Origin of the sequence: Gelidibacter pelagius, assembly GCF_017581925.1 — a bacterium.
GTDB classification, from domain to species: Bacteria; Bacteroidota; Bacteroidia; order Flavobacteriales; family Flavobacteriaceae; genus Gelidibacter; species Gelidibacter pelagius.
Genome location: NZ_JAGEVG010000010.1, coordinates 144,058 through 168,901, shown reverse-complemented (window position 1 = coordinate 168,901; position 24,844 = coordinate 144,058). Strand labels below are relative to the sequence as shown.

At 39.4% G+C, this 24,844-nt stretch carries 17 protein-coding genes; 8 read left to right on the top strand and 9 right to left on the bottom strand.

Going from position 1 to position 24,844, the window contains the following annotated elements; genetic code table 11:
* The first annotated feature begins 77 nt into the window (after positions 1-77).
* The 8 genes from J4051_RS10270 (at position 78) to J4051_RS10235 (ending at position 16,089) form a co-directional block, all read left to right on the top strand.
* Positions 78-6,752 (top strand): polyketide synthase, encoded by a 6,675-nt coding sequence (locus tag J4051_RS10270; protein WP_208233773.1) that lies wholly within the window; start codon positions 78-80, stop codon positions 6,750-6,752.
* Between the two features lie 94 nt (positions 6,753-6,846).
* Positions 6,847-10,842: a non-ribosomal peptide synthetase gene (locus tag J4051_RS10265; protein WP_208233772.1), complete on the top strand. Its 3,996-nt coding sequence runs from the start codon at positions 6,847-6,849 to the stop codon at positions 10,840-10,842.
* Positions 10,843-10,891: 49 nt separating this feature from the next.
* Positions 10,892-11,608: a 4'-phosphopantetheinyl transferase family protein gene (locus tag J4051_RS10260; protein WP_208233771.1), complete on the top strand. Its 717-nt coding sequence runs from the start codon at positions 10,892-10,894 to the stop codon at positions 11,606-11,608.
* 266 nt (positions 11,609-11,874) lie between these two features.
* Entirely contained in the window at positions 11,875-12,489 is a 615-nt protein-coding gene (locus tag J4051_RS10255) for a class I SAM-dependent methyltransferase (protein WP_208233770.1), read from the top strand.
* Between the two features lie 72 nt (positions 12,490-12,561).
* Entirely contained in the window at positions 12,562-13,893 is a 1,332-nt protein-coding gene (locus J4051_RS10250) for an MBL fold metallo-hydrolase (protein ID WP_208233769.1), read from the top strand.
* 63 nt (positions 13,894-13,956) lie between these two features.
* The gene (locus J4051_RS10245; RefSeq protein WP_208233797.1) at positions 13,957-14,502 is read left to right on the top strand and encodes an HNH endonuclease; all 546 of its coding nucleotides are present in this window, start codon (positions 13,957-13,959) and stop codon (positions 14,500-14,502) included.
* A gap of 405 nt (positions 14,503-14,907) precedes the next feature.
* Positions 14,908-15,570: a peroxiredoxin gene (locus J4051_RS10240; RefSeq protein WP_208233768.1), complete on the top strand. Its 663-nt coding sequence runs from the start codon at positions 14,908-14,910 to the stop codon at positions 15,568-15,570.
* A gap of 69 nt (positions 15,571-15,639) precedes the next feature.
* On the top strand, positions 15,640-16,089 hold the full coding sequence (locus tag J4051_RS10235) for a methyltransferase family protein (RefSeq protein WP_317192708.1): 450 nt from the start codon (positions 15,640-15,642) through the stop codon (positions 16,087-16,089).
* A 74-nt stretch (positions 16,090-16,163) separates the two neighbouring features.
* Here the strand turns inward: J4051_RS10235 and J4051_RS10230 are convergent, their stop codons facing one another.
* The 9 genes from J4051_RS10230 to J4051_RS10190 all read right to left on the bottom strand — a co-directional run bounded on the left by J4051_RS10230 (position 16,164) and on the right by J4051_RS10190 (position 24,676).
* Positions 16,164-16,649, bottom strand: a complete 486-nt coding sequence (locus J4051_RS10230) for a nucleoside deaminase (protein ID WP_208233767.1) — start codon at positions 16,647-16,649, stop codon at positions 16,164-16,166.
* 11 nt (positions 16,650-16,660) lie between these two features.
* Positions 16,661-17,362, bottom strand: a complete 702-nt coding sequence (locus J4051_RS10225) for an ankyrin repeat domain-containing protein (RefSeq protein WP_208233766.1) — start codon at positions 17,360-17,362, stop codon at positions 16,661-16,663.
* Between the two features lie 39 nt (positions 17,363-17,401).
* A complete protein-coding gene (locus J4051_RS10220) occupies positions 17,402-18,826 on the bottom strand; it encodes a bifunctional metallophosphatase/5'-nucleotidase (protein WP_208233765.1) in 1,425 nt (474 codons plus the stop codon).
* Positions 18,827-18,936: 110 nt separating this feature from the next.
* Positions 18,937-19,563, bottom strand: coding sequence for a TlpA family protein disulfide reductase (locus J4051_RS10215; protein WP_208233764.1), 627 nt, complete (start codon positions 19,561-19,563; stop codon positions 18,937-18,939).
* A 14-nt stretch (positions 19,564-19,577) separates the two neighbouring features.
* Positions 19,578-21,239 (bottom strand): bifunctional metallophosphatase/5'-nucleotidase, encoded by a 1,662-nt coding sequence (locus tag J4051_RS10210; protein ID WP_208233763.1) that lies wholly within the window; start codon positions 21,237-21,239, stop codon positions 19,578-19,580.
* 2 nt (positions 21,240-21,241) lie between these two features.
* A complete protein-coding gene (locus J4051_RS10205) occupies positions 21,242-21,664 on the bottom strand; it encodes a sulfur reduction protein DsrE (protein ID WP_208233762.1) in 423 nt (140 codons plus the stop codon).
* A gap of 6 nt (positions 21,665-21,670) precedes the next feature.
* Positions 21,671-22,069 carry a DoxX family protein gene (locus tag J4051_RS10200; protein ID WP_208233795.1) on the bottom strand — a complete coding sequence of 133 codons (399 nt, stop codon included), beginning with the start codon at positions 22,067-22,069 and terminating at the stop codon, positions 21,671-21,673.
* Between the two features lie 127 nt (positions 22,070-22,196).
* Positions 22,197-22,574: a hypothetical protein gene (locus J4051_RS10195; RefSeq protein WP_236027339.1), complete on the bottom strand. Its 378-nt coding sequence runs from the start codon at positions 22,572-22,574 to the stop codon at positions 22,197-22,199.
* A 77-nt stretch (positions 22,575-22,651) separates the two neighbouring features.
* The gene (locus tag J4051_RS10190) at positions 22,652-24,676 is read right to left on the bottom strand and encodes a cation:proton antiporter (RefSeq protein WP_208233793.1); all 2,025 of its coding nucleotides are present in this window, start codon (positions 24,674-24,676) and stop codon (positions 22,652-22,654) included.
* Between the last annotated feature and the right edge of the window lie 168 nt (positions 24,677-24,844).

The following is a 24,844-nucleotide window of genomic DNA, read 5'->3' as shown; positions in this document are numbered from 1 at the left end:
TTTTAACTATTAACTTAAGAGATAGCAATTTATCAGAGGATTGACTAGCACTACCTCATCAATAAATTTGAAACAAAATGCATAACCCTACCAGCAGTGTCTATCAACTATTTGAGAAGGCGTCAAGATTATATCCTGATGAGCTTTGTGTATTAACAGAGACTGATAAATTGACCTATAGGGAGGCGGAGACCGAAATATCTAAAATTTATGATGCCATCTTAACCCATGCGAAAGATGAGGACATTATTGGCGTCTCTACAACGCGAGGTATTAAGCAAATTATTTTCGTGCTTGCTATACTAAAAGCTGGTAAAGCATACCTCCCAATTGATTTTGGATATCCTAAAAAAAGACTTGACACCATAATTAGCAATTCAAACGTATCGTATTGCCTCACGACGGACACAGAGAAAAGCAATGCGCTAACTCTTGGGCTCAAACCGATAATTGATGACTCCAAATTAACGGTCGATTCCAAAACATCTCTAGAAAGCAATCATAAAGCCATCACCTATATCCTCTATACTTCAGGCTCCACAGGGGAGCCAAAAGGGGTTTGTATGGGTGAAAATGCCATGGTCAACCTTATTAATTGGCAAATCAAACATTCTATATGCAAGAATGGTGATCGTACCTTACAATTTGCACCATTGAGCTTTGATGTCTCTTTTCAAGAAATCATGGCCACAATGAGTACTGGAGGGACTTTGGTATTGATTGATGATACTTTAAGACTTGACATGGTTGCGCTGTTAAATTATATAGAAAGGCAAAAGGTCAACCGGCTTTTTCTGCCTTTTGTGGCATTACAAGCCTTAGCTGAGGCGGCCATGAGCACCAACCTCTACCCTACGTCCTTAAAAGAAATCATGACAGCTGGGGAACAACTCAAAATTACACCTCAGATCATCAATTTATTTACGAAATTAAAGACTTGCATCCTTTACAACCAATACGGCCCCACAGAATGTCATGTGGTATCTGAATTAAAATTAGACGGAAATCCTGCTGAATGGCCAACATTACCATCCATTGGCAAGGCTATCAGTAACACCGGTTTATATATTCTTGATTCAGAACAACAAGTTGTACCTGATGGTACCATTGGCGAATTATGCATTGCCGGCGACTGTTTGGCGGAAGGTTATATGAACAAACAAGAATTGACCGACGAAAAGTTTGTTAGTTGGAAGTCTCCTGACGGCAAATATGATCGCATTTATCGGACCGGAGATATCGCTAAATATTTACCTGACGGAAATATAGAATTCCTTGGACGTAAGGATGATCAGGTGAAAATAAGTGGCCATCGGATCGAATTGGCAGAAATAGAATCAGCTATCAATTCCCTGTCCGGCATACATCAAACCGTTGTCATTGCCTCCAACCACTTGGGTGGTCAATCGCAGTTGGTTGCTTATATGCAACCTAATCATGACACTGTAGATGTGGTCGAAATCCGTAAAAAAGTTTCGGATATCTTACCGGACTATATGATTCCATCTTATTTTGTCCTCATTGAAAAGTTTCCAAAAACATCAAGTGGTAAAATTGACAAAAGAAGTTTACCGGCGCCACAATACACAAGGCCCAGCTCTGCTCCTCCTTACAAAGCAGCAACGACCAAAATTCAGGAGAATGTAACCAAAGTGTGGGTAGATTTACTTCATATTCCTGAAATTGGTATAGATGACAACTTTTTTGAATTGGGAGGCACTTCCCTATTGGCACAGAAATTAGTGGCTATTTTACTGAAAGATTACAACTATAAATTGCCAGTAACAAAACTCTACCAATTTCCAAGAATTGCCGAAATTTCAAACTATTTAGAACCTAACAAAAGTACGAAGACCAAAAGAGATTTTAAAAACAATACACAACGTGGCATGTCGAAAGATGTGGCGGTTATAGGGATGGCTGGCAGATTTCCTGGCGCAGATACCATTCAAGAATTATGGGAGGTTCTTAAAAATGGAAAAGAAACCATCTCGTTTTTTTCAGCTGAAGAATTAGATCGCACTATTCCGGAGGCTTTACGAAATGATCCGTTGTATGTCGGAGCTCGCGGCATTATCCCGTCAGCTCAAGAATTCGATCCTGCTTTCTTTGGTTTAAATCCTAAAGTGGCTTCCGTCATGGATCCGCAACAGCGTCTATTTTTAGAAGTCGCATGGGAAGTTCTCGAGCAATCCGGACATCTACCAAAACACTATAAGGGAAGTATTGGGGTTTATGCAGGAACTGGCATGAATACCTATTATAAGAACAACATCCTACCGAACACAGAACTATTAAATCAGGTGGGCGATTTCCAAGCGAGCACTCTTAACGAAAAAGATTATATCGCCACCAGAACTGCTTATCATCTCGATTTAAAAGGCCCAGCAGTTAGTGTGCATTCTGCGTGTTCAACTTCGCTTCTGGCCATTGCCCAGGCAGTTGAAGCCATAAGAAATGGTCAGTGTGATGTGGCCATTGCGGGAGGTTCTAGTGTGACCGTACCAATTTATAGCGGTCATCTTTACCAGGAAGGATCCATGTTAAGTCCCGATGGACATTGTCGTTCTTTTGATAAGGATGGAAAAGGAACTGTTTTTAGCGATGGCTGTGCCGTTGTTCTCTTGAAAAGCTTAGAGGCTGCAAAAGAAGACGGCGATCCTATCTATGGCATTGTTAAAGGGGTTGGGATCAGTAACGATGGTGGCGGAAAAGGCAGTTTTACGGCCCCGAGTGTAGAAGGACAATCGGAAGCCATATATAGAGCTCTTAAGGATGCGAACATAGCGCCATCAGATATTGGATATATTGAAACTCATGGCACAGCTACCCCTATTGGTGATCCTATTGAAATGGAAGGCCTTCATGATGCCTTCGGGGAGCAGCCTAATAAAAACTATTGCGCGATTGGCTCAATAAAAAGTAATATGGGCCATCTCACGGCAGCGGCTGGTGTTGCTGGTTTCATCAAGACTATTTTGGCGATGAACCACCAACAAATTCCACCGTCGTTAGGGTTTAATAGCCCCAACCCCGTTATCGATTTTGACAACAGTCCGTTTTATGTCAACAATGTCCTCAGTGATTGGGATTCTGAAAACATCCGTCGTGCCGGGATCAGCTCTTTTGGTGTTGGTGGTACCAATGTACATGTCGTCGTTGAAGAGTATGATACCAAACAAAAACCTTCAGGAGAGAGCAAACCAGTGCAAATTTTAACCTGGTCGGCAAAAACCAAAAACAGTCTTGATGGGTATCAAGAAGCTCTAGGAAATTTCCTAAAGTCTTCAAACACCATTGAATTGGCAGATGTAGCTTATTCATTGAGCGCGACAAGGGATGCGTTCAACAAACGAAGTTTTATTTTGGCCACTGATTCAGAAAATGCCGTTCAGCAACTCATATCTGAAAACACATCATCAGCTAAGTCATCAGATTTAAAGTCCATCCCTCATAACCTGGCATTTCTTTTTCCTGGTCAAGGGGCACAGTATTTACAAATGGGAAAAGCGCTCTATGATCATGAATCTGTCTTTCGTGAAGCCGTTGATCAGTGTGCTGAACTCCTACTGGAGGCATTTAAATACGATATTCGTAAAATTATTTATCCCAAAAACAATTCTGTTGAAGCTGAAGATCTTTTAAAAGACACCCAATATACCCAACCCGCATTATTTGTCATCGAGTACGCACTTTCTCAACTATGGATGAGTTGGGGCATCAAACCAACCCTATTATGTGGACATAGTATTGGCGAATTTGTAGCGGCTCATTTGGCAGGCGTATTTAGCCTTAAGGATGCTTTATTACTGGTCGCCGTTCGTGGAAGACTGGTCAGTAGTCTTCCAGGAGGCAGTATGTTATCCGTGAGGACACCTTACGACAGTTTGGCTCCAATGGTTCCAGAATCGCTTTCTATTGCGGCGGTCAATTCCGATCTATTATGCGTGGTTTCAGGTGAAGATGCTCCTATTGCAGAATTTACGAAAATTTTAGAGGCGAAGGAAATCCCCAATCGCTTGCTCTTAACAAGTCATGCATTTCACTCCAGTATGATGGATCCTGTTTTGGAAGCATTTGAAGCAGAAGTTAGAAAAACAACGCTGAGCATCCCTCGACTACCTCTTGTATCAACGGTTACAGGAACTTGGCTCAGCGATGCAGAAGCTACAGACCCAAAATATTGGACAGATCATTTGCGTGCCACCGTTCGCTTTTCGGATGCTATGGACACGGCTCTTGACCTAGAGAATATGGTGTTCCTGGAAGTGGGCCCTGGTCGTGCTTTAGCTACTTTGTCACAACAAAAAAAGAAAGCAAAGTCGGCCACATCAATCGCAAGTTTGGTAGCTCCAAGTGCTATTGAAAACTCATATCACACGGTGCTCTCCGCCTTAGGCCAGCTTTGGCTAAAAGGCATCGAACCCGATTGGCAAGCCTTTTATGAAGGACAATCTCGTCAAAAAATCGCATTACCGGCTTACGTTTTCGACCGCAAATTGTGTTGGGTAGATCCACCAATGCTAACAAATACCGCTACACATCATTATCAATCGACAGAACTAAGTAACAATCAACCTATACAAGCACAAATGGATACCGTTGCACAACCTCAAAGAAAAACGGTGATTCTGGAAAAAATTTCAGAGATCATCATGAACACTTCTGGAATAGAATTAGAAGCCTCCGAGCATGATCATAATTTTCTTGAACTCGGTCTCGACTCTTTGGTTCTAACTCAAATGGCCATCACGTTTAGAAATGATTTCAATACCCCAATTACGTTTCGTGAATTAAATGAAGAATTAAGCACGCCTAATCTATTGGCAGAGCATCTGGACACCGTTCTCCCGAAAGAAACACTGGCACCAACACCGACCGTTAGTCCTGTGGCCGATTTCAGCAATAATAATAATAATAATAATAATAATAATAATAACCAACCTGTTTCGACATGGCAGTCTCAGTCGCAGTCGCAGTCTCAGAATTTCAATAATAATAGTCCAGCATTAAATCTAATAGCACAACAATTGCAGTTGTTGGGCAAACAAATAGAATTGCTTCAAGGGAATGGTTCTTATGCACCTGCACCATCCTTACAACAGCAAGATAAACCGATAGTTCAGTCAGAAAGAAAGTCTGCACCTGTTTCAGCCAATTCATCAACTGACGTGTTGTCTGAGGACGAAAAAAAGGAACATCAGAAGCCTTTTGGTGCTTCACCAAAAATAGAAAAGAAGTCTACGGATATCAATCAAAGTCAGAAAGCCTTTTTGGAACATTTGATTACTGATTATAATAGGAAAACGTCAGGGAGTAAAGCCTACGCCCAAAAACATCGCTCGCACATGGCCGATCCTAGAGTAGTTTCAGGATTTAAGCCATTAACAAAAGAATTGGTTTACCCTATAGTGGTGGGAAAATCGTCTGGTAACAAACTGTGGGATATCGACGGCAACGAATATATTGATGCCTTAAATGGTTTCGGCTCCTGCTTATTTGGTCATCAACCTGATTTTATTAAAGAAGCATTACACAGCCAAATTGAACTTGGTTATGAAGTTGGTCCACAACATCCTCTGGCTGGGGAAGTTTGCGAATTGCTTTGCGAATTAACCCAACACGACCGTTCGGCACTTTGCAACACAGGTTCAGAAGCGGTCTTGGGTGCCATGCGTATTGCACGAACAGTAACGGGAAGGTCTTTGATTGTGGCGTTTTCAAAATCCTATCACGGTATTACAGATGAGGTTTTGGTACGAGGTTCGCGAATCAAGAAATCCTTTCCTGCCGCGCCAGGGATCATGCCGGAATCGGTTCAAAATATGTTGATTTTGGATTATGGAACCGAAGAAAGTTTGCAAATTATCAGAGAAAGAGCCCACGAATTGGCAGCCGTGCTTGTGGAGCCTGTTCAGAGTAGAAGACCAGAATTTCAACCGGTAGAATTCTTACGGGAAGTCCGAAACATCACACAAGCATCAAATACGGCCTTTATTTTTGACGAAGTCATCACGGGTTTCCGAATGCATCCCCAAGGCATTCAAGGCATGTACGATATCAAGGCAGATATCGCCACTTATGGAAAAGTAATCGGTGGCGGATTATCCATTGGAGCTATTGCGGGCAGTAAGAAATACATGGATGCACTTGATGGTGGGCATTGGCAATTTGGAGATGATTCCTACCCAGAAGTCGGCGTCACTTATTTCGCTGGGACATTCGTTCGCCATCCGTTGGCATTGGCATCTGCAAAAGCCTCATTGATCCATTTAAAAGAAAATGGGCCAAAGCTTCAGGATGATTTGTCAGCAATGACCGACCGATTGGCCTCCGAATTAAATTCATTTTTTAAAAGTCAGAATCTACCTCTTGAAATCAATCATTTCAGATCGTTATGGAGATTGTCCTTTAAAGAAGAGGTGCCTTATGCCGAATTGGTTTTTGTATTGATGCGACTAAAAGGGGTTCATGTTTGGGATGGTTTTCCTTGTTTCTTGACCACTGCCTATACAGAAGCCGATGTTACTTATATCATAAACGCTTTTAAAGAAAGTATCAATGAACTTCAAAAAGCAGGTGTTTTTCAATCCAACACAAATAATGAAGCCAACTCGACTATTAAAAATTCAAGAGAATTGAACCAACCTCCACAACCGGGAGCTAAATTAGGCATGGACGAATCGGGAAATCCAGCGTGGTATATTGACGATGAAAAGAATAAAGGAACCTTTAAAAAAATTGAATTATAGAGGTTATAAATCAAGAATCTTAGGGTATTAAGACCCATTGGTGGAAACTGATTCACCATTTGTTTAATTACCAATTACTTACAGTTAAAAACTGATGAAAGAGCCTACAATTACCATAGATAACAAACCTAATTTCAATCCTTTTGCGGGACCTGAAATAGACCGTGTCATCTATACTACCCAACCACAGGCAGAGATTTGGATAGCCTGTAAATTGGGAGATGACGATGCCAACAGAGCCTACAATGAATCGGTAAGCCTTATCTTAAAAGGCGACCTTGGTAAATCGGCATTCGATGATGCGGTGCAGACCTTGGTCGATCGCCATGAGGCATTGAGAGCGGTGTTCAGTACGGATGGCCGATTCATGACCATCTTCAAGCAATTGTCCATTGCGATCGATGATCAAGACTTTTCAGAATTTAGCGATGCCGAAAAAGATAAGTCCATAAAGAATTATTTATCGGCAGAGGCTAATTATGTTTTTGATTTGGTAAAAGGACCGCTCTTAAAAGTTGGACTTCTTAAGTTATCTGAGACAGAACATCAATTGGTGCTCACCGGACATCATATTATTTGCGATGGATGGTCCATCGGCATTATGCTTCAAGAATTGGGAGGGCTCTATTCCGCCAATGTTCTCAAGACCACGCCTACCCTACCAAAGCCCGAGAGTTTTTCCGCTTACGCCGATGAGCAGCAAGCTTATTTAGCGAGTCCTGAACATACCAAGAATGAAAACTTTTGGCTTGATCAATTTAAGGGAACAGTACCGCAACTTACTTTACCCACAGATTTTCCAAGGCCTCAATACAGAACGTTCAAAAGTGAGCGTTTGGATTTACCAATGCCCATGGAATTGGTAGACGCTCTGAAAAAAACCGGGCTTAAAGCAGGATCCAGTTTAGTGACTACCCTCCTATCCACTTTCGAGATTTTTCTCTATACACAAACCGGACAAGAGGACATTGTTTTAGGTCTCCCATCGGCTGACCAAGCAGCAAGTGGTAAAATTCAGATGGTTGGTCATTGTGTGAATTTATTGCCTTTGCGAAGCAAAATTGATACGACCCTTTCTTTTAAGGACTATCTCAAACAACGTAAACCTCAGCTTTTTGACGCCTATGAACATCAGAAATTTAGTTTTGGAGAATTGCTCCAAAAGCTGTCCATAGCAAGAGATCCATCCCGAGTTCCATTAGTCCCAGTCGTGTTCAATATCGATATGGGAATGGACGATGGCGTGTCATTTACAGGTTTGGAGTATCAATTAAAAAGTAATCCTAGAGCCTACGAAACCTTTGAGATTTTCCTTAATGCTTCAGGTTCTGCCGATGCGCTTGTATTGGAGTGGTCTTATAATTCAAATATATTTAAGCCAGAATCCATTAAGGAGATGATGGTTTCTTTTGAAAAGGTTGTCAAAAGCGTAGTAGCCAATCCTGATATAAAAATTGGTGACATTATTAAGGTAGAAGCTTCAGAATATGCTGAATTGAACAACACTAGCGCTTCTTATCCAAAAGAGCCTTTACACGAGTTACTGCTAAAACAAGCCCAGGTCAATCCTACAAAAACAGCGCTGAAATTTGGCGATGCGGAAATTTCCTATGGAGAATTGGAAAAACAGGTGCACCAACTAGCCCATTATTTGAAAGCACAGGGCGTTGCAAACGGCGATTTTGTTGCAGTTTCGTTACCGCGTTCTATTGAATTGATTGTCACTTTGATCGCCATTATGGAATGTGGTGCCGCATATCTTCCTTTAGACCCTAGTTATCCAAGCAAACGGTTGGAGTTTATGTTGGAGGATTCGGAAGCCAAATTCATGATGACCGCAAAAGCATTTTCTTCAGCATTAGAGTCAAGTGCAAAACTGTTGCTCTTAGAAAATATATTTTCAAATCTAACAAAATATCCTATAACGCCTTTACCAGAAAAGGTAGACATTGAAAATGTTATTTATATCCTTTATACGTCAGGCTCTACCGGGAAACCTAAGGGCGTGCCGATTACCCACAAAAACTTAGTCAATTTATTATACAGTGTATTGGAAAAACCCGGTATTAAAGCCTCAGATACCCTAATTTCAATCACTACAATCTCTTTTGATATTGCAATGGTGGAGCTGTTTGCCCCACTCTTAATTGGCGCTAAATTGATCATCACCAATGAAGAAACCTCCAAGGATACCCGTTTGTTGCTCGATGTGATGAAGAAAGAAAAAATTACCATGATGCAGGCCACTCCTGCAACTTGGCAAATGCTATTGTATTCAGGATGGGATGAACCTTTACCCATTAGAGCCATCTCAACAGGAGAGGCACTGCCGCTGGCTTTGGCGAAAAGCATACTAAAACAAGTCACGGAGCTTTGGAATATGTACGGACCTACCGAAACCACCATCTGGTCTGCGATGAAGAAGATTTCCAAAGAAGACAATTTAATTGCCATCGGCCATCCCATGGCCAATACCCAACTTTATATCGTTGATGAACACAATCGATTGGTCTCACCTGGTAAGACTGGAGAGCTTTGTATAGCTGGTGACGGGGTTGCTCCTGGCTATTGGAAACGCGACGATTTAACCGCTGAAAAATTCATAAAAAACCCTATCGAAACTGATTTAAGTCCTACCCTATATCGCACAGGTGACTTGGCCAGATTACTACCAACGGGGGATGTACACTGTTTGGGACGCATGGACCATCAGGTTAAAATTAGAGGACAGCGTATTGAATTGGAAGAAATTGAACAAGCGCTCGATGCTTTGGATGGCATCCAGTCGGCAGTTGTTTTGCTCAATGACGACCAATTAATTGCAAATGTCATCACTTCGGATTTGGATAAATTAAATACAAATCAGGTGAATGCTTGGAAAGACATCTTAAAAGACCAACTTCCTGCGCACATGATTCCACATCAATTTATTTTGGTCAAATCATTCCCGACGACGCTTAGCGGAAAAATCGACCGAAAAGCATTGTTACAAAATCTCCCGACCAAAGATGAACATCTAGAGTTTATTGGACCTGTTACCGAATCAGAAAAGATAATTTCTGCTATATGGGAAGAATGCCTCAAGATAGACAAGGTCGATAGTCGTAGCGACTTTTTCGAACTAGGGGGACATTCTGTTATTGGGGTTCAAGTAATGGCCAAATTAGAAAAAGAAACTGGAAACAGATTGCCCCTTGTGGCTCTACTCAAACATCCCACGGTCAAAAAACTGGCCGCTTATATGGATAGTGAATTCATTGTATGGGATTCATTGGTTCCACTAAAACCGGAAGGTACAAAACCAGCTTTATATGTGGTTCATGGCGCCAACCATAATGTGTTAATGTTCAATGCGCTGGCCCATCATTTAGATAAAGACCAACCTGTTTTCGGGCTTCAGTCCAGAGGTTTAAGTGGTGTCGATGAGCCTCACGATTCGATTGATCAAATGGCGGCAGATTATATTTCTGAAATTCTCGCCTCAAATCCAAATGGCCCTTACGCCTTGGGAGGCTTTTCCTATGGCGGGATTGTTGCTTTCGAGATGGCAAGACAATTAAGGGCACAAGGAAAGGAGGTTACTATAGTTGCACAATTTGACACCTATGTTTATCCGTCCTATTATCATACAAATCCGATTAAGAAAAAGTTGCTGTCAAACCTGTTTCAAATGGGAAAAGTCGTGTACTTAAGTTTTAATATGTTTGCCAGCAAAAAGCATTTTATACGACGAAAAGAATTGTTAAAAATCCAAATCTCCGGATTGTTTTTAAGGTTAAAACATGGCAAGGAAAAACAGTACGAAATGCAATTTAATGTGCCCTACAAAATGGAACAGAATCATCAAAAAGCCACCAATGCCTATACCATCACACCCCAGGATTTTGTGATCGATTTATTTAGAGCAATGGAGGAAATTAATTTTGTCCATGACCATGATTTACTCGGATGGAAAAAAATGGGTCTTAGAGGCATTCGAAAACACATGGTTCCTGGTAATCACGTGGATATGTTCGAAGAACCAAATGTAGAGGCTTTAGCAAAGCGTCTTCAATATGTCCTGGACAATAAGAACCTAAAAAGTGTATAGCAACTTACATTGTAGAACAATTGAAATTTCGATCCAAGATTCTTCACACATGAAGAAAGATGATCACGGCATAAAACTTTATAAAATTGAGTTATTAAAATTCCACGACTTAGTTCCTGATTTGATGCATTTTTTATCAGACTCAGAGTGCAATCGCGCTAATAGGTACCATTTTACAAGAGATAAAAACAGGTTTGTCATCTGTAGAGCACTTTTGAAAATCCTTTTAGCTGAACACGTTGATTCAGATATTGGTGAAATTAATCTCGCCGTCGATCTCAACAAAAAACCGTATTTACCTTCCCATCCATCCGTTTTCTTTAACGTGACGCACTCCGGAGATTATGCGCTTATTGCCATAGGAAAAAGCCAGATTGGTGTTGATATTGAATTCATAAATAGAGACTTCAATTATGACGACATCTTAGGACATATTTTCAATCAAAAGGAAATGGATGCTATCGCAAACAGTAGTGACAAACATCTTTCTTTTTATAAATTCTGGACACGTAAGGAAGCCGTTGTAAAAGCGATAGGAAAAGGAATTGACGATGATATTTCAAAAATTCATATTTCAGATGGTCTTCATTCTTTGCCATCATCATTACTGAGCGATTTTATGGAAATTACTGTTTTTAGTTTCCACTTAAACCCGGACTATATTGGTGCTTTAGCAGTTACAGAAGACCTATCTGAATTTGAAAAAATCACATTCTTTCCTGCTCCAACAGAAGAGCAACTAAAATTGCTGTTTCGACGGCTCTAAACCGATATTCTCGAATTGTCTTTAAGGAACCGAAACCTGTTGATTTTTCAGATCAAAAGAAACATTAGTTAAGACAGTATTCCAAATGTTTGTAGTTTTCTGAACATAAATTCACCGATCACTCCATTTACTTGGATTTTGTAACTTAGGTTACAGTAAATCTGCCGCAAGATTGTTATCTTTAGCAGTACTAAAAAGAAGCTGTTTCAAGGCTAAAAAATAGAGGTATATAGACCCACTAACATGAGTGACAAGATTATAAATATATGAAAATGGACTCAAAAGAGCATTGGGAATCTGTGTATGAGAACAAAAGTCCAAACGAAGTCAGCTGGACTCAAGAAAAACCCGAGGTTTCCTTGAAATTAATCGAGGAGTCTGAGATTTCCAAATCTGCTAAAATTATCGATATTGGCGGTGGCGACAGTAAACTCGTGGATTTTCTACTTGAAAAAGGTTATCAAAATATCACCGTATTGGATATCTCCGCCAAAGCCCTTGAAAAAGCAAAAAAGCGCTTGGGAGAAAAAGCCGATAAAGTACAGTGGATTATTAGCGATGTCACCAAGTTTGAACCAACAGAGATTTACGACTTATGGCACGACAGGGCGGCATTTCATTTTTTGACGTCAAAAGAACAGATTAAAATTTACACGGCCATCACCAATAAATTTGTAGCAGACAGATTAATTATTGGTACCTTTTCAAAACAAGGCCCTACCAAATGTAGCGGTTTGGAAATTTCCCAATATGATGAAAACGGATTGGCAAAAGTATTTGAAACGCACTTTAAAAAAACAAAATGCCTCACCACCGATCATATCACACCATTTGAAACGGTGCAGAACTTTCAATTCTGTAGCTTTAAAAAACTGAAATGATTTTTTGTAGTAAAATATTATATATTACAATCATTTGTAATATTTTTTTTAATTTATTAAAATTTGAACATTATGAATATCAAACAATTTGAATACAAACCCCTTTCCCATTATTCCTATGCCATAATTAGTGATGGCAAGATGGCGGTTATTGATCCAGAACGTGATCCGCAGCAATATTATGATTTTGCAAAAGCCAATAACGCCAAAATAACTGCGATCATCCAGACGCATCCCCATGCCGACTTTGTGAGCTCACATCTTGAGATCCATAAAGACACGGGAGCTACGATTTTCAATAGTGAAAAATTGGGTGCGGACTATCCCCACAAAACTTTTGATGACGGCGATAGTATCAGCTTGGGCAAGATTACCCTGAAGGCCATCAATACACCTGGACACTCTCCAGACAGTATAACGATAGTTGCTAGGGAAGGTGACAAAACCGCAATGTTTACAGGAGACACGCTCTTTATTGGTGATGTTGGTCGTCCAGACCTACGTGAAAGCGTTGGTAATATGACCGCAAAACGTGAAGAATTGGCGGAAATGATGTTCGATACCATGACCACTAAATTTAATGATTTACCGGATGACACGGTTGTCTATCCTGCTCATGGTGCCGGTTCTCTTTGCGGGAAGAATTTGAGTGAAGCTGCAAGTAGCACTTTGGGCGACGAACGTATGGGCAATTGGGCGTTTAAAGACCAATCCAAAGAACAATTCATGAATACCCTACTCGACGGTCAACCATTTATCCCATCTTATTTTGGATTTAATGTTGACATCAATAAGGCTGGGGCGGATAATTTAGATCCAACCATTGACAAGATCCCATTTGCTGAAAACACAACGGCTACGGGCCTCATAATTGACATGAGAGATGAAGCCACGTTTAAAAAAGGACATTTAAAAGGAAGCATTAATATTCAAGCAGATTCAGATACTGCAAAATTTGAAACGTGGATCGGTTCGATTGTTGCTCCAAAAGAAAAATTCACTTTGGTCATCGACAATAAAGAAAACAAGGATAAGCTTTTAAACCGTTTAGCTAAAATAGGCTACGAAAAACAAGTGCTTAAGGTCATTACACTCTCAGATGAAAATTTAGTAAAAACAAAAGCATTGGATCTGGCAGATTTCAAAAAGAATCCAGACAACTATACTATTGTGGACATCAGGAATCAAAGTGAGATAGAAGAAGGTAAGTTTTTCAAAAAGGCGCTTGATCATCCACTCTATGAACTGCGCCACACCGCTAGTAAGATCCCAACTGACAAACCTATAGTTGTGCATTGTGCAGGTGGTTATCGAAGTGCAGCGGGTAGCAGTATTCTTGAAAACGAATTGAAAGATGTTACAGTTTATGATTTGAGTGATGCGATAGAAGAATTCAAAGACTGATCCTAAAATAAAAACTTCGGGATGTTAAAACCCGTTACCCAACATTTAAGACAAATATCGATAATGATACGAAATTACTGGAATGAAGAATGGAAAGAGATTGAATTTGATGTTAAAATCTCTGAAAAAGAGAAGTTTAAAATATCAAATTACGGTAGAATAATAAACTGTAAAACAGATAAGGAATTTATTGTAAAAGAATATTTCATAAACGGATATCAAAATTTACCTGTGAAACAAAAAAAGAATGGAAAACAAACCAGCAGATACGTTCACAAGCTTGTTGCGGAACATTTTCTTGAAAAAAACAACGGAATTTGTGTTATTCATTTGAACTATGATAAAACTGACAACCGAATCGAAAACTTAAAATGGGCAACTAAAAGAGAAAAAGAACTTCATCAATTTAACCATCCAAATTGGGGCGAAATTGTTAAAAAAAGGAGCAAAAATATTGGAAAATTAAACGAAGGAAAAGTAAAAATTATAAAACGTCAATTAAAAAATAGTAAGAATAGAATGAGTATGATTGCAAAACGTTTTGGAGTATCTGATATGCAAATTCACAGAATAAAAACTGGGGAAAACTGGAGCTCAGTATCGGAATAAGAAACGTGGGTTACCCCGTGCACAAGCCATTGCTGGGTTCGTGACCGTTTGGAAAATCCTGCGGATTTACCACAGCCACGTCTTATTTGGAGTGGTTCGAGCAATCCGTCGCAACAGCTCGTACACATAAACGCTTGTGGGAATAATTAAGGACACTCGATTTGTAGCGGAGTAATTTTCACTTCTGTTTTGTCCAACACACAATTTCCCGAATGGTCATGCTGTTCGGGTTTTGTCGTATGGACACTTTTTGTTCAGGATGAATTTCGTAGGTTCCTTTTACCACAGATGTGTAGAGAGATGTTAAAACATGGCCAATTATAGGTTTATGTAACCTGTGTTACTACTTAAAAAGTAATAATTGCTTAAATTTATAAAAGATAAAAAAATAGTAAAAATATAATTATGGAAACAAATTTAGAATTACAGCAAGGCACTTCAATGCCAAGAATTGGTGATAATGCTCCAGATTTTGAAGCGGTAACAACGATAGGAAAAATAAAATTTTCAGATTTCGCAAAAGATAAATGGGTGGTGATGTTCTCACATCCAGCGGATTTCACGCCAGTGTGCACCACAGAATTGAGTGGATTTGCATCTCGTAAAAGTGAATTTGATGCCTTAAATACTCAGTTATTAGGTTTGAGTATTGACAGTATCCATTCGCATTTGGGCTGGGTTCAAAATGTAAGAGAAAACACCGGTGTTTACTTTGATTTCCCCATCATTGCGGATATCGACATGAAAGTTGCCAAACTATACGGAATGCTCCAACCCAATGAAAGTGAAACAGCTGCGGTTCGTGCCGTATTTTTCATTGATCCAACCAAAAAAATTAGATTGATCATGTATTATCCTTTGAACATCGGTAGAAACATGAATGAAATTTTACGTGTTTTGGAAGCAATGCAAATTTCAGATGAACATAAAGTTGCGATGCCATTAGATTGGAAAAAGGGTGACAAGGTTATCGTTGGCCCACCAAAAACTTTAGACGAACTTAACGCAAGATTGGCGGACGATTCTGTCGAAAAGGTAGATTTTTATCTCGCTAAAAAGCATCTTTAATTTCCACCAGTGGGTTTTATGACCCTGAAGCTCTTGACTCTTCATTGTTTTTTAGAAGAATTTTAAATAGTGAACAAAAAAACACCTTTTAAAGATTATGCTTTTGTAACGGTACAGATACTTATTTTTATAGCGTATTTTTTACCCTTACGCTTGCTTAATATTCAACTACCCGAATGGCTATGCTATTCGGGTTTAGTTTTATTGGGCTTTTCCATTTTATTTGGAGGCATAGCACTCCTACAATTGAATACTAAGCTATCGCCCTTCCCATCGCCAGTGGCTTCAGGCAAATTGATCACCAAAGGAGCTTATCGGATATCAAGACACCCTATTTATACCGCTTTGATTTTTTCGGGGTTCGGATATGCCATCTATAGTTCATCACTTTACAAGATTCTGATCACAGGTATTCTTTTAATCCTATTTTACTATAAATCGGTTTATGAAGAGAGATTATTGAACCATAAATTTCCAGAATATCAAGACTATAAGAAAAGAACACGACGCTTCATTTAAAATTTATAAACCTGTATTTCAACTATTTGCGAAGACATTATTTATCTTCTTGAAATGCTCTTTTCAATTTAATTTTAAGCTGTGTGAAATCGGAAGTGCATATCACGGATTTGCTCAGCAAGTTCAGGTACAGGACCATTCACCTCAATATTAGGAACCACTTTATGGATGGGCAGCAAATTTACAGCAGACTCAGGAACACCCAATTCCGCAAGCCAAGACGATAGTTGCTGAGCAGAACTGACATACACAATCTGACCCAAGCCTACCCAACCATGCGCTGCGGAACACATGGCACAATGCTCACCTGATGTATAGACAATTGCTTTTGCACGTTCTTCAGGCGTCATATTGGTCGCTGCCCAACGGGCAATCTCAAATTCCGGATGGCGCGTGTTATCACCGGTGGTCACTATTTCGTTTCGACCTTCAAATAACACCTTCCCTTCTGCCGAAACAAGTACGGAACCAAAAGGCCGATTCCCTGCAATTAGTGCTTCTTCTGCCAATTCTACACAGCGGCGTAAATGCTGCATGTCTTTATCATTTATCTTATCCATTTCATTTTGCTTTAATGGGCATTTGCTTGAATTAGTATTTTGGCGATCTTGTCCATGCCTCTATTTTTCGCGTGTTGAAGTGGAGTAACACCATCTTTATCAGCGATATTGACATCAGCACCAGCATCCACAAGGACTTTAACGATAGACACCTGTTTTTCACCGGTTGCGCCCAGAACAATCGCTTCCATTAAGGCCGTCCAACCGAGCTTATTTATATGATCAATAGGATAATCCGGTATGTTAGTCAGTATTTTGACGACCTCCAAATGTCTTTTCTCTGCCGCTGGGATCAAGGCAGTTCCACCATAACGGTTATAAATATCAAATTTGGCACCGTTGGCCAGACTCATTTCTAATATTGTTACATCGCCATTTGCACCGGCATATAAATGAGGACTGTTCAACATATCGTCCTGTGCGTTCACATCGGCTCCAGCAGAAATCAATTGTTCTGCAATTTTGCTGTCGGCATTGTAGGTGGCAATCATCAAGGGCGTTCGTCCTTTGTTGTCCGTAACTTCGAGATTTGGTTGTGTACTTAAAATTTCAGCCACAAGGGTGGCATCTTTTTCAGAAACAGCCTTTAATAAGCTCGAAACGGAATCTTGATGCGATATTTTCATGTTTTTATTTCCAGTTGAATTGCCGCAACCTTGTAAAGGTAAATAGCCTATTAAAAGTAAGATGATGGCTTTATGAAAAGAGCTCATAGATATCATATTTAAGTATTGCAACAAATGTAAGAAACCTTAAACCAATCGAAAACTCACTATTTCTTCCGGAATATAAATTGGATTCTTCTTTAAATAATCTTTCATGGCTGCCACTGCTTTTTGATTATGTCCTTTTCGGTTTTTCCCATATTTTTTTGCAACACCTTGAGTCGTCACAAAACTCACTTTATATGTTTCTTCAAAATTAAGATGTGAGCCTTTATAATAGATTTCCTGAATGCGATGTCCGTTTGGATTTTCTATCCGCATATTGATTTGTAATCCTAAAACTCGTTTCACATAACCTCCCATTTGCCCAAATGGATCCTTACAAAACGTCCGTTCTAAATTTTCTTCCAGCATCTCTTTAATTTCAGCACCACTCAATTCTACTGTAGAAACAGGAGGGTTCATTGGCGCAATATTGTAAAGATCATTCTCGGTAATATCTCCAGTTATGGGAGCTCCATAACGCCATCCGTTTGAAAATGCGATGTCCGTCCTTGTTGCATGCGCTATAGCTTTCAATAGAAAACTATCCATGGTTGAGTTAATGGTGTTATAACGATGCAATATAGTATCAGTACGCCCTAAAACCACAGTTCTAATGTCGTGATAGGGCTTAAGAACCTTCTCGACCAATACTTCCGTCTTTTCACTTTTAGGTAATGAACTGTCAATTTTAACAAGTTCGTAAGCATAGTTCTTAATAGTATTCTTTTCTATTTCAAGGGTGAATTTCCCCAAAAATGCACCGTGGCATCCACATTGTACAATGCGCGCACCGTTAATCTCAATAGGCTTATAAATTCTATTGTGGGTATGTGCGCTTAAACAAATGTCAACACCTTCTACTTGCTCCAAAAGTGCGACATCTTGCGGAAACCCATTATGCGAAAGCAACACGACCACATCTGCCCCTTGGGCTTTCAGACTCTTAATGTGTTGTGGCACCTCATCAACTCCAGAAGTAAACTTCAGTCCCTTACCCATCTTCTCTGGCATAACTTTGTCAACAATCATGGCACAGATTCCGATAACTCCTATTTTTATACCTCCTTTCTCGTACATCATAGTGGGTTTCAAAAAATTTGAACCATCTTCTTTATAGACATTACAGCCCAATATTGGAAACGTCAACTGTCCAATAATCTCTTGTAAGCGTTCCGGGCCATAGCCAAAATCCCAATGTCCTACCAAGGCATCGGGATTTATTGAATTTAAAATAGGGATAATCGCTTCACCTTGTGAATCTACCAGTGGTTTGGTTCCGTGTAATGTATCACCACCATCAAAAAGCAGTGTATTCGGGTTTTCATTTCTAATAGCTTGTACTAATCCTGCAATACGCGCATATCCGCCAACGGTTTCTATTACCTCTCCCGTTTCGTCATAAAACAATTCTGGATGAGGCGCTAAATATCCGTGTACATCGTTTATAAATAATATATTCAGTTTCATATTTTAGATTTGTTATCACTTTGACATTATATATCACTGTGGTATTATTATAGAGTAGTTACTAATGGGACAGATAAATTTACAATTTTCCATCCCATTTAGGAATAATACTACTTCAAACTTCTCAGAAACTTCTTGAATCCTTCATCATTATAATCCGCCATACCTTTATGCGTCAACGCCAGGTTTCCCTTGGCATCAATAACATAGGTGGTAGGAATTGCTGACGACTGATACATTGGAGGTAAATTGCTCGCTGGCGCATAAATGGGCATATTATACCCTTTACGCTTATCAAAAGCCTTGGCAAGTTCAAAATCCTGATCTAAGGAAAGCATGACAAATGCCACTTCATCGCCCATATCTTTGTGCAACTTATCGATGCTAGGCATTTCCGCAATACAAGGTGGGCACCAAGTGGCCCAAAAATTCATAAAAATAACCTTACCTTTTAAAGCTTCCAAAGAGGTGATATTGCCGTCTCTATCCATCAATTTTAAACTAAAATCTGCTTTTTCGAATTCTGACGCAATCGCCATATCGTTCTCACTTTCTCCCACCTGGGTAATGTCTTTCACATTAGGATTCATCAAGCCGGTAGCGAGTATGCCACGTTGTGCAAAACCAATCACTTCAGTATGCAGTCCTGTGGCGTAAAGTGTAATGGCGATCACTGCAAAAACTCCGTACTGTATCCACGTTTTCTTTGTGTTTTTCTCTTTTTTATCGTTTTTCATAATTCTTATTTTTTTTATTGAAATTCATAGCTAGTTCCAGGTACTGTAGAAAAAGAATAGGTGCCCAAATAATCGCAATACGCACGACCTTCTAATTTGGGTGATACCGGCGAATGCTTTTTAAGGTATTCTTCAACAGCATCGTGAATGGTGTAATCCATTTCTTTTACGTCTTCAACGTCCGACATTCTACACAAGTTATCAATAGGATCGCCTGGACGCACACATGCAGAAATGGTATAATATTTATCATCTTGCATTTCTTCGCCTTTTACGGTAATGCTGGTAATCCGTTCGTCTCTTGGGTTTTGACTTTTAAAATCCACCTCCATCCCAGAGAACCGAACTAGCCATCCACCAAAACGTTCGGTTGGATCTTGTGAAAACGCATTGTGCATTTCTTTTTCCAACCAGTTTTTTATCTGTTTACCCGTAGCCTTTCCTGTCTTGACATTTTCGTTTACAGGAATTAAGTTCCATAAGTTTGCACGCGTAATAGGTGCAGGTTCTCCGTTTTCTGGAACAATAGGATTACCAAATCGGAATCCATTTGAGATAGAGATATCTGCGCCTGTTTTCCAACGCGCAGCATCAGTGATCAAGTTGTCCATAGGATTTTCTACCGTTAAATAACGATAAATAGGCGCTTCTGTATATCCAATTATAGTTTCGAGATGGTCTTTATACGGAACTTTCTCCTTGTCAACAAGCGCTTGAATTGTTTTATCGGCAGGATAAACTTCAGGATCTACATCAATAAGTTCGTAATCATCACCCACCAATTTACCATCCACAAAATGAAGGGTCAATTTTCCAACAAAGGAACCAAAAGCACCTGGTTCAGTAACCTTGGCGTATTTACCTTGAATCATTTCTCTAACACGTTCGTGGGTGTCATTCCCCAAAATATAATCGGCGTGTTCTGCAATTGGACTGTTAGACAATTCGACTTGTTTAAAAATACCAATATGAGTGACCAAGAAAATAACGTCTGCTTTTTCCTTAAACTTAATATCGTCCACTAATTGCTTCACACTATTATCCAATCCACTAAACGCAATCCCTTTGCTGAAAATGGGGTTTTGCCTCACTGGAACATCAGGATCATTGATACCAATAAACGCTAAACGCACGCCCTCAATTTCTTTTATGGTATAGGCCGGGAATAGAGGTTCCTTTCCATCTTCATGGTACATATTCTGAACAATAATCTCCGTATCAAAATCCTGCATCACTTCCATCATGATGTCCTTTCCGTAAACGACTTCCCAGTTCCCTGGAATAATCACATCATAACCCATGTTTTTCACGACATTGGACATTACTCTACCCTCAGATAAAGCCGCGTATCCGCTACCTTGGATCAGATCGCCTCCGTCAACTATAAGTGTGCGATTTGGGTTTTTTTCACGTTCCTGATTAAAAATAGTTTTGATATGGGCCATCCCACCACGTTCTTTAAAGACGATTTCGCCATTCTCCCAAAACAATTCGGGATGTGCATCCAATTGGCCATGAATGTCGGCCGTTTGAAGGATGGTAATACTCATGGTATCTTTAGCGGTGTCTTTGTTTTCTACCACTACATTCGTTTTTTCAGATTTACAGGAAACTGACAATATCAGTAGTCCCAAAAAGCTAAAAGTTGTCAAAAAAGTTGTTTTAAAATTTCTCATAATTATAGGCTTAAGCTTTTATATCCTTTTTTTTGAAGTTGAAAATTGTACAAGATGCCGTTTTCCACAATGTCCATACTCGCTGGAACTTTTGTTTTATCGACTTTAAATTTGTTGAGCGAAAAGCCACAGGCTATAATCTGGACTCCAGCCTTTTCGGCCTTAAGAATAAATTCATTTATTTTTTCAGGATCGGTAACTTGTCCAATGTCCTTCCCACAGATGATGACCTGAAAGTCTCCAAATGCGTCTCCCTCCTCTGCTTTTAAGGCTTGTGCGGTTAGGATGATGGGCTGTAATTGCGGCACTTTTGTAGTGAGGACTACATAGTTGTTTTTGCTTCTATCCATGTCTTGCGCTTGCAAATCAGCATTGCTAAACAGGGTGAGCATTAAAATTATAGAACTAAAAATGTATGTTTTCATAGTGATTTATTTTAAAGATTGATTGGTGTCGTTCAGTATAAAAAAAAGAAGTCCACCTAAAATTGCAATGTTTTTAAATAGAGGGCCAAGTGTTGTAATCTGTCCTACTTGGACCGTTAGTGTAATCGGAATTAGGACTGCCACCAAAATAATAGCTGCCCATTTGGTCTTATAACCAATTAGAAATAAAAATCCAGCTCCCAGCATGACTATACCTGATAGGATGATGAGCCACTCAGGGTTGCCAAACAGAAGTGCTATTCCTTTAAAGCTCGCCTGTTCGATGCGCTGGGCAGTTTTCTCTATATTGAGCAAGTGATTAAGACCGGCTACTAAAAATATACCGCTTACCAAAATGCGCAATAGCTGTATGGAACGGCGACTGATTAAAATTTTGCTCGTCATTATAAAAAATGTGAATAAGGATTGTTTGATTTTGTGCGGCGCCATTGCGTAACAGATAATCCATCTGCATGTCTTAAGAGAAAGATTGCAATGAAAACACCGACCTTAAAATGTCAAAAAAAAGAATTTATGCCACGCGAGGAGGCGGAGATATGCTATCTAAATACCGATAGCTTAATTTTGAAGTAAAGTATTCGTTCAAAACAACGATGGGATCAGAGAAGTCCGCTTCCCAAGAGAATATTTCAAATTGAAACGGAGAGGTACAATTTCCACTTAAAGTAATTACCTGTGTTTCAAAATGATTTTGTTGCGAAAAACTATCCGACGTATCTGATTTTTCGCTGCTAGAGTTTTTCTTACAATATGGATTTACAAAAGTAGTCGTGCTTCCACTGAATATAATATTCAATCCATTGGCATCTATCGCAGCAAACTTTGCCAGAAAGATAACTATCAATACTACCGCTATGTAAGATTTGGTTTTCAAGATAAGCACAAACATAAAGTAAATGATATGATCCTTATGTAACCTTTGTTACTTTGCTGTGTTAAAGTCTTATTAAACTACCTCGGGTATTGCTACTGAGGATAGATCACCATTTTACTTATCGCAGGGAAATGTTTCTCCAACTTTAACGGAATCCGATCCAAGTGTCCAAAATAAGAGATATAACCTTTTCGAGCAGATACCAAAACAATCAAATCGGTCTCATCAATCTCTCTGGAAATAATTAGGAAATCGTCCCAATCCTTGAACAGTTTGTACTCCATGCTCAAGGTCATCTTATTGTCTTTTGCAAATTTCAGTATGGATTGATGTGTTGCCTCGTTGCAATTCAAATGGATTGGAATGGACAGTTCCACTGACAATTTTGCGATTTTATTGACCCAATGCGCAAATCCTTCCTCATATTCAGCGTTTGGTGGAACAATCACAAACAACCGTTTATGGCTCACCAAAGGAATTTCAAAATCACAAATGAAAAGCGTTTTTTCTGTATTTTGTAAAATACTTTCCATCTTGTCCCCTATCAATTTATCTAAAAACCCGGTCTTTTGAGGCCATCCCAATAAAATGATATCGGCCATGATTTCCTTCGCGGTTCGCGATATCCCACTTGCTGCATTATGGTCGATGGTAGCCATAACCGTGGCGTTAGTATCGGATGCGGTGGTTTCTTTCAAGTAGTTCTCCAAACCTTGTTTCGCCTTAAGAATGGTTTTCTCTGCTTCGGCAGTATTGGGCACAACCGTTAAAATAGATAATGGATTGATCGATTTTTTATCCTTTATTAATACTGCAAAATCTAAAACTTTTTCAATATTTACTAAATTGGCGATGGGTATTAAAATCGTCTCTTGAAACGATGGACTGGTCAGTGGGATATCCTCTTCCTCGTCAGAATTACGGATGATCGTTTTGGCAGCACTTTCAGTAACAAAAGATGCAATAATACAGGTAACAAGGATCAAGACGACCGTGCCGTTAAGGATATTATCATTCAAAATTCCCGCTTTATATCCTACTAAAATCACCGCCAAAGTGGCTGCAGCATGCGCACTACTCAATCCGAAAATTAAGTTACGTTGACCTTTTGAGAATTTAAAAATTATCTGAGTTAAAAAAGCGGCTACCCATTTTCCCGAAATTGCCACAACCGTTAGAGTTCCAGCTATAATCAGTGCCATAGGTCCGCTCATGATGACACTGATGTCCACGATCATCCCTACACTAATAAGAAAAAATGGGATAAATAGGGAATTACCTATAAATTCAATTCGGTTCATCAACGCAGAAGAGTGCGGAATGAGCTTATTGAGTGCCAACCCAGCCACGAACGCTCCAATAATAGATTCCAATCCGGCTATCTCGGCCAAAAAAGCAGAGAAGAACACCACAGACAGTACGAAAATATAATGCGAATGTTTTTCGCTCTCCAGTTTTCTAAAAAACCATTTTGCAATTCTTGGGATTACCAAAAACATAAACGCTGAAAACAATACCAATGATATGCCCAATCGGATCCAAAACTCCTGTGTAAGTCCTCCACCATGAGAGCCTAAAATGACGGCCAACATAATAAGAACGGCAGTATCGGTTAGAATTGTACCACCAACCGTTATTGCAACAGCTATGTTTTTTGAAACACCAAGCTTACTGACTATTGGGTAGGTTACCAAAGTATGGGTAGCAAACATGCTTGATGTAAGCAGGCTGGCGTTAAAATCAAAGCCCAATATATAATGACAGACTGGAAATCCGATAGCAATAGGAATCGTGAAGGTTAAAAAGCCGAACAACAAACTTTTATTTCTTGTTGCTTTAAACTGGTTTAAATCGAGCTCCAATCCTGCAATAAACATGATATATAAAAGTCCGATAGTGGAGAAAACATCCACAAAAAGACTTTTTTCCAAAATATTCAGTCCAGCAGGTCCAATAATAATTCCTGATACGATCAATCCGATAATTCCAGGAATCCGAATTCTGTGCAGCACTACAGGTGCCAAGAGAATAATAAAGAGAATCAAAGAAAAAATCAACACAGGATTATGAAGTGGCAGCTGGAACTCTTCTATAAGTTGATTGATAATGACATCCATAGTTGACGAATAATAGAAAAAATTAAACTGTGTTAATTTGAGAGTTAAAACAGTCATGCATGTTACAATTATACAACAAACATTGGAAAAGAACAGCATCAATATATTACCTTTATTGCGCCTACGTGTTAAAATTTGATAAAAAACTGAATTTCAAGGAATTTAGGA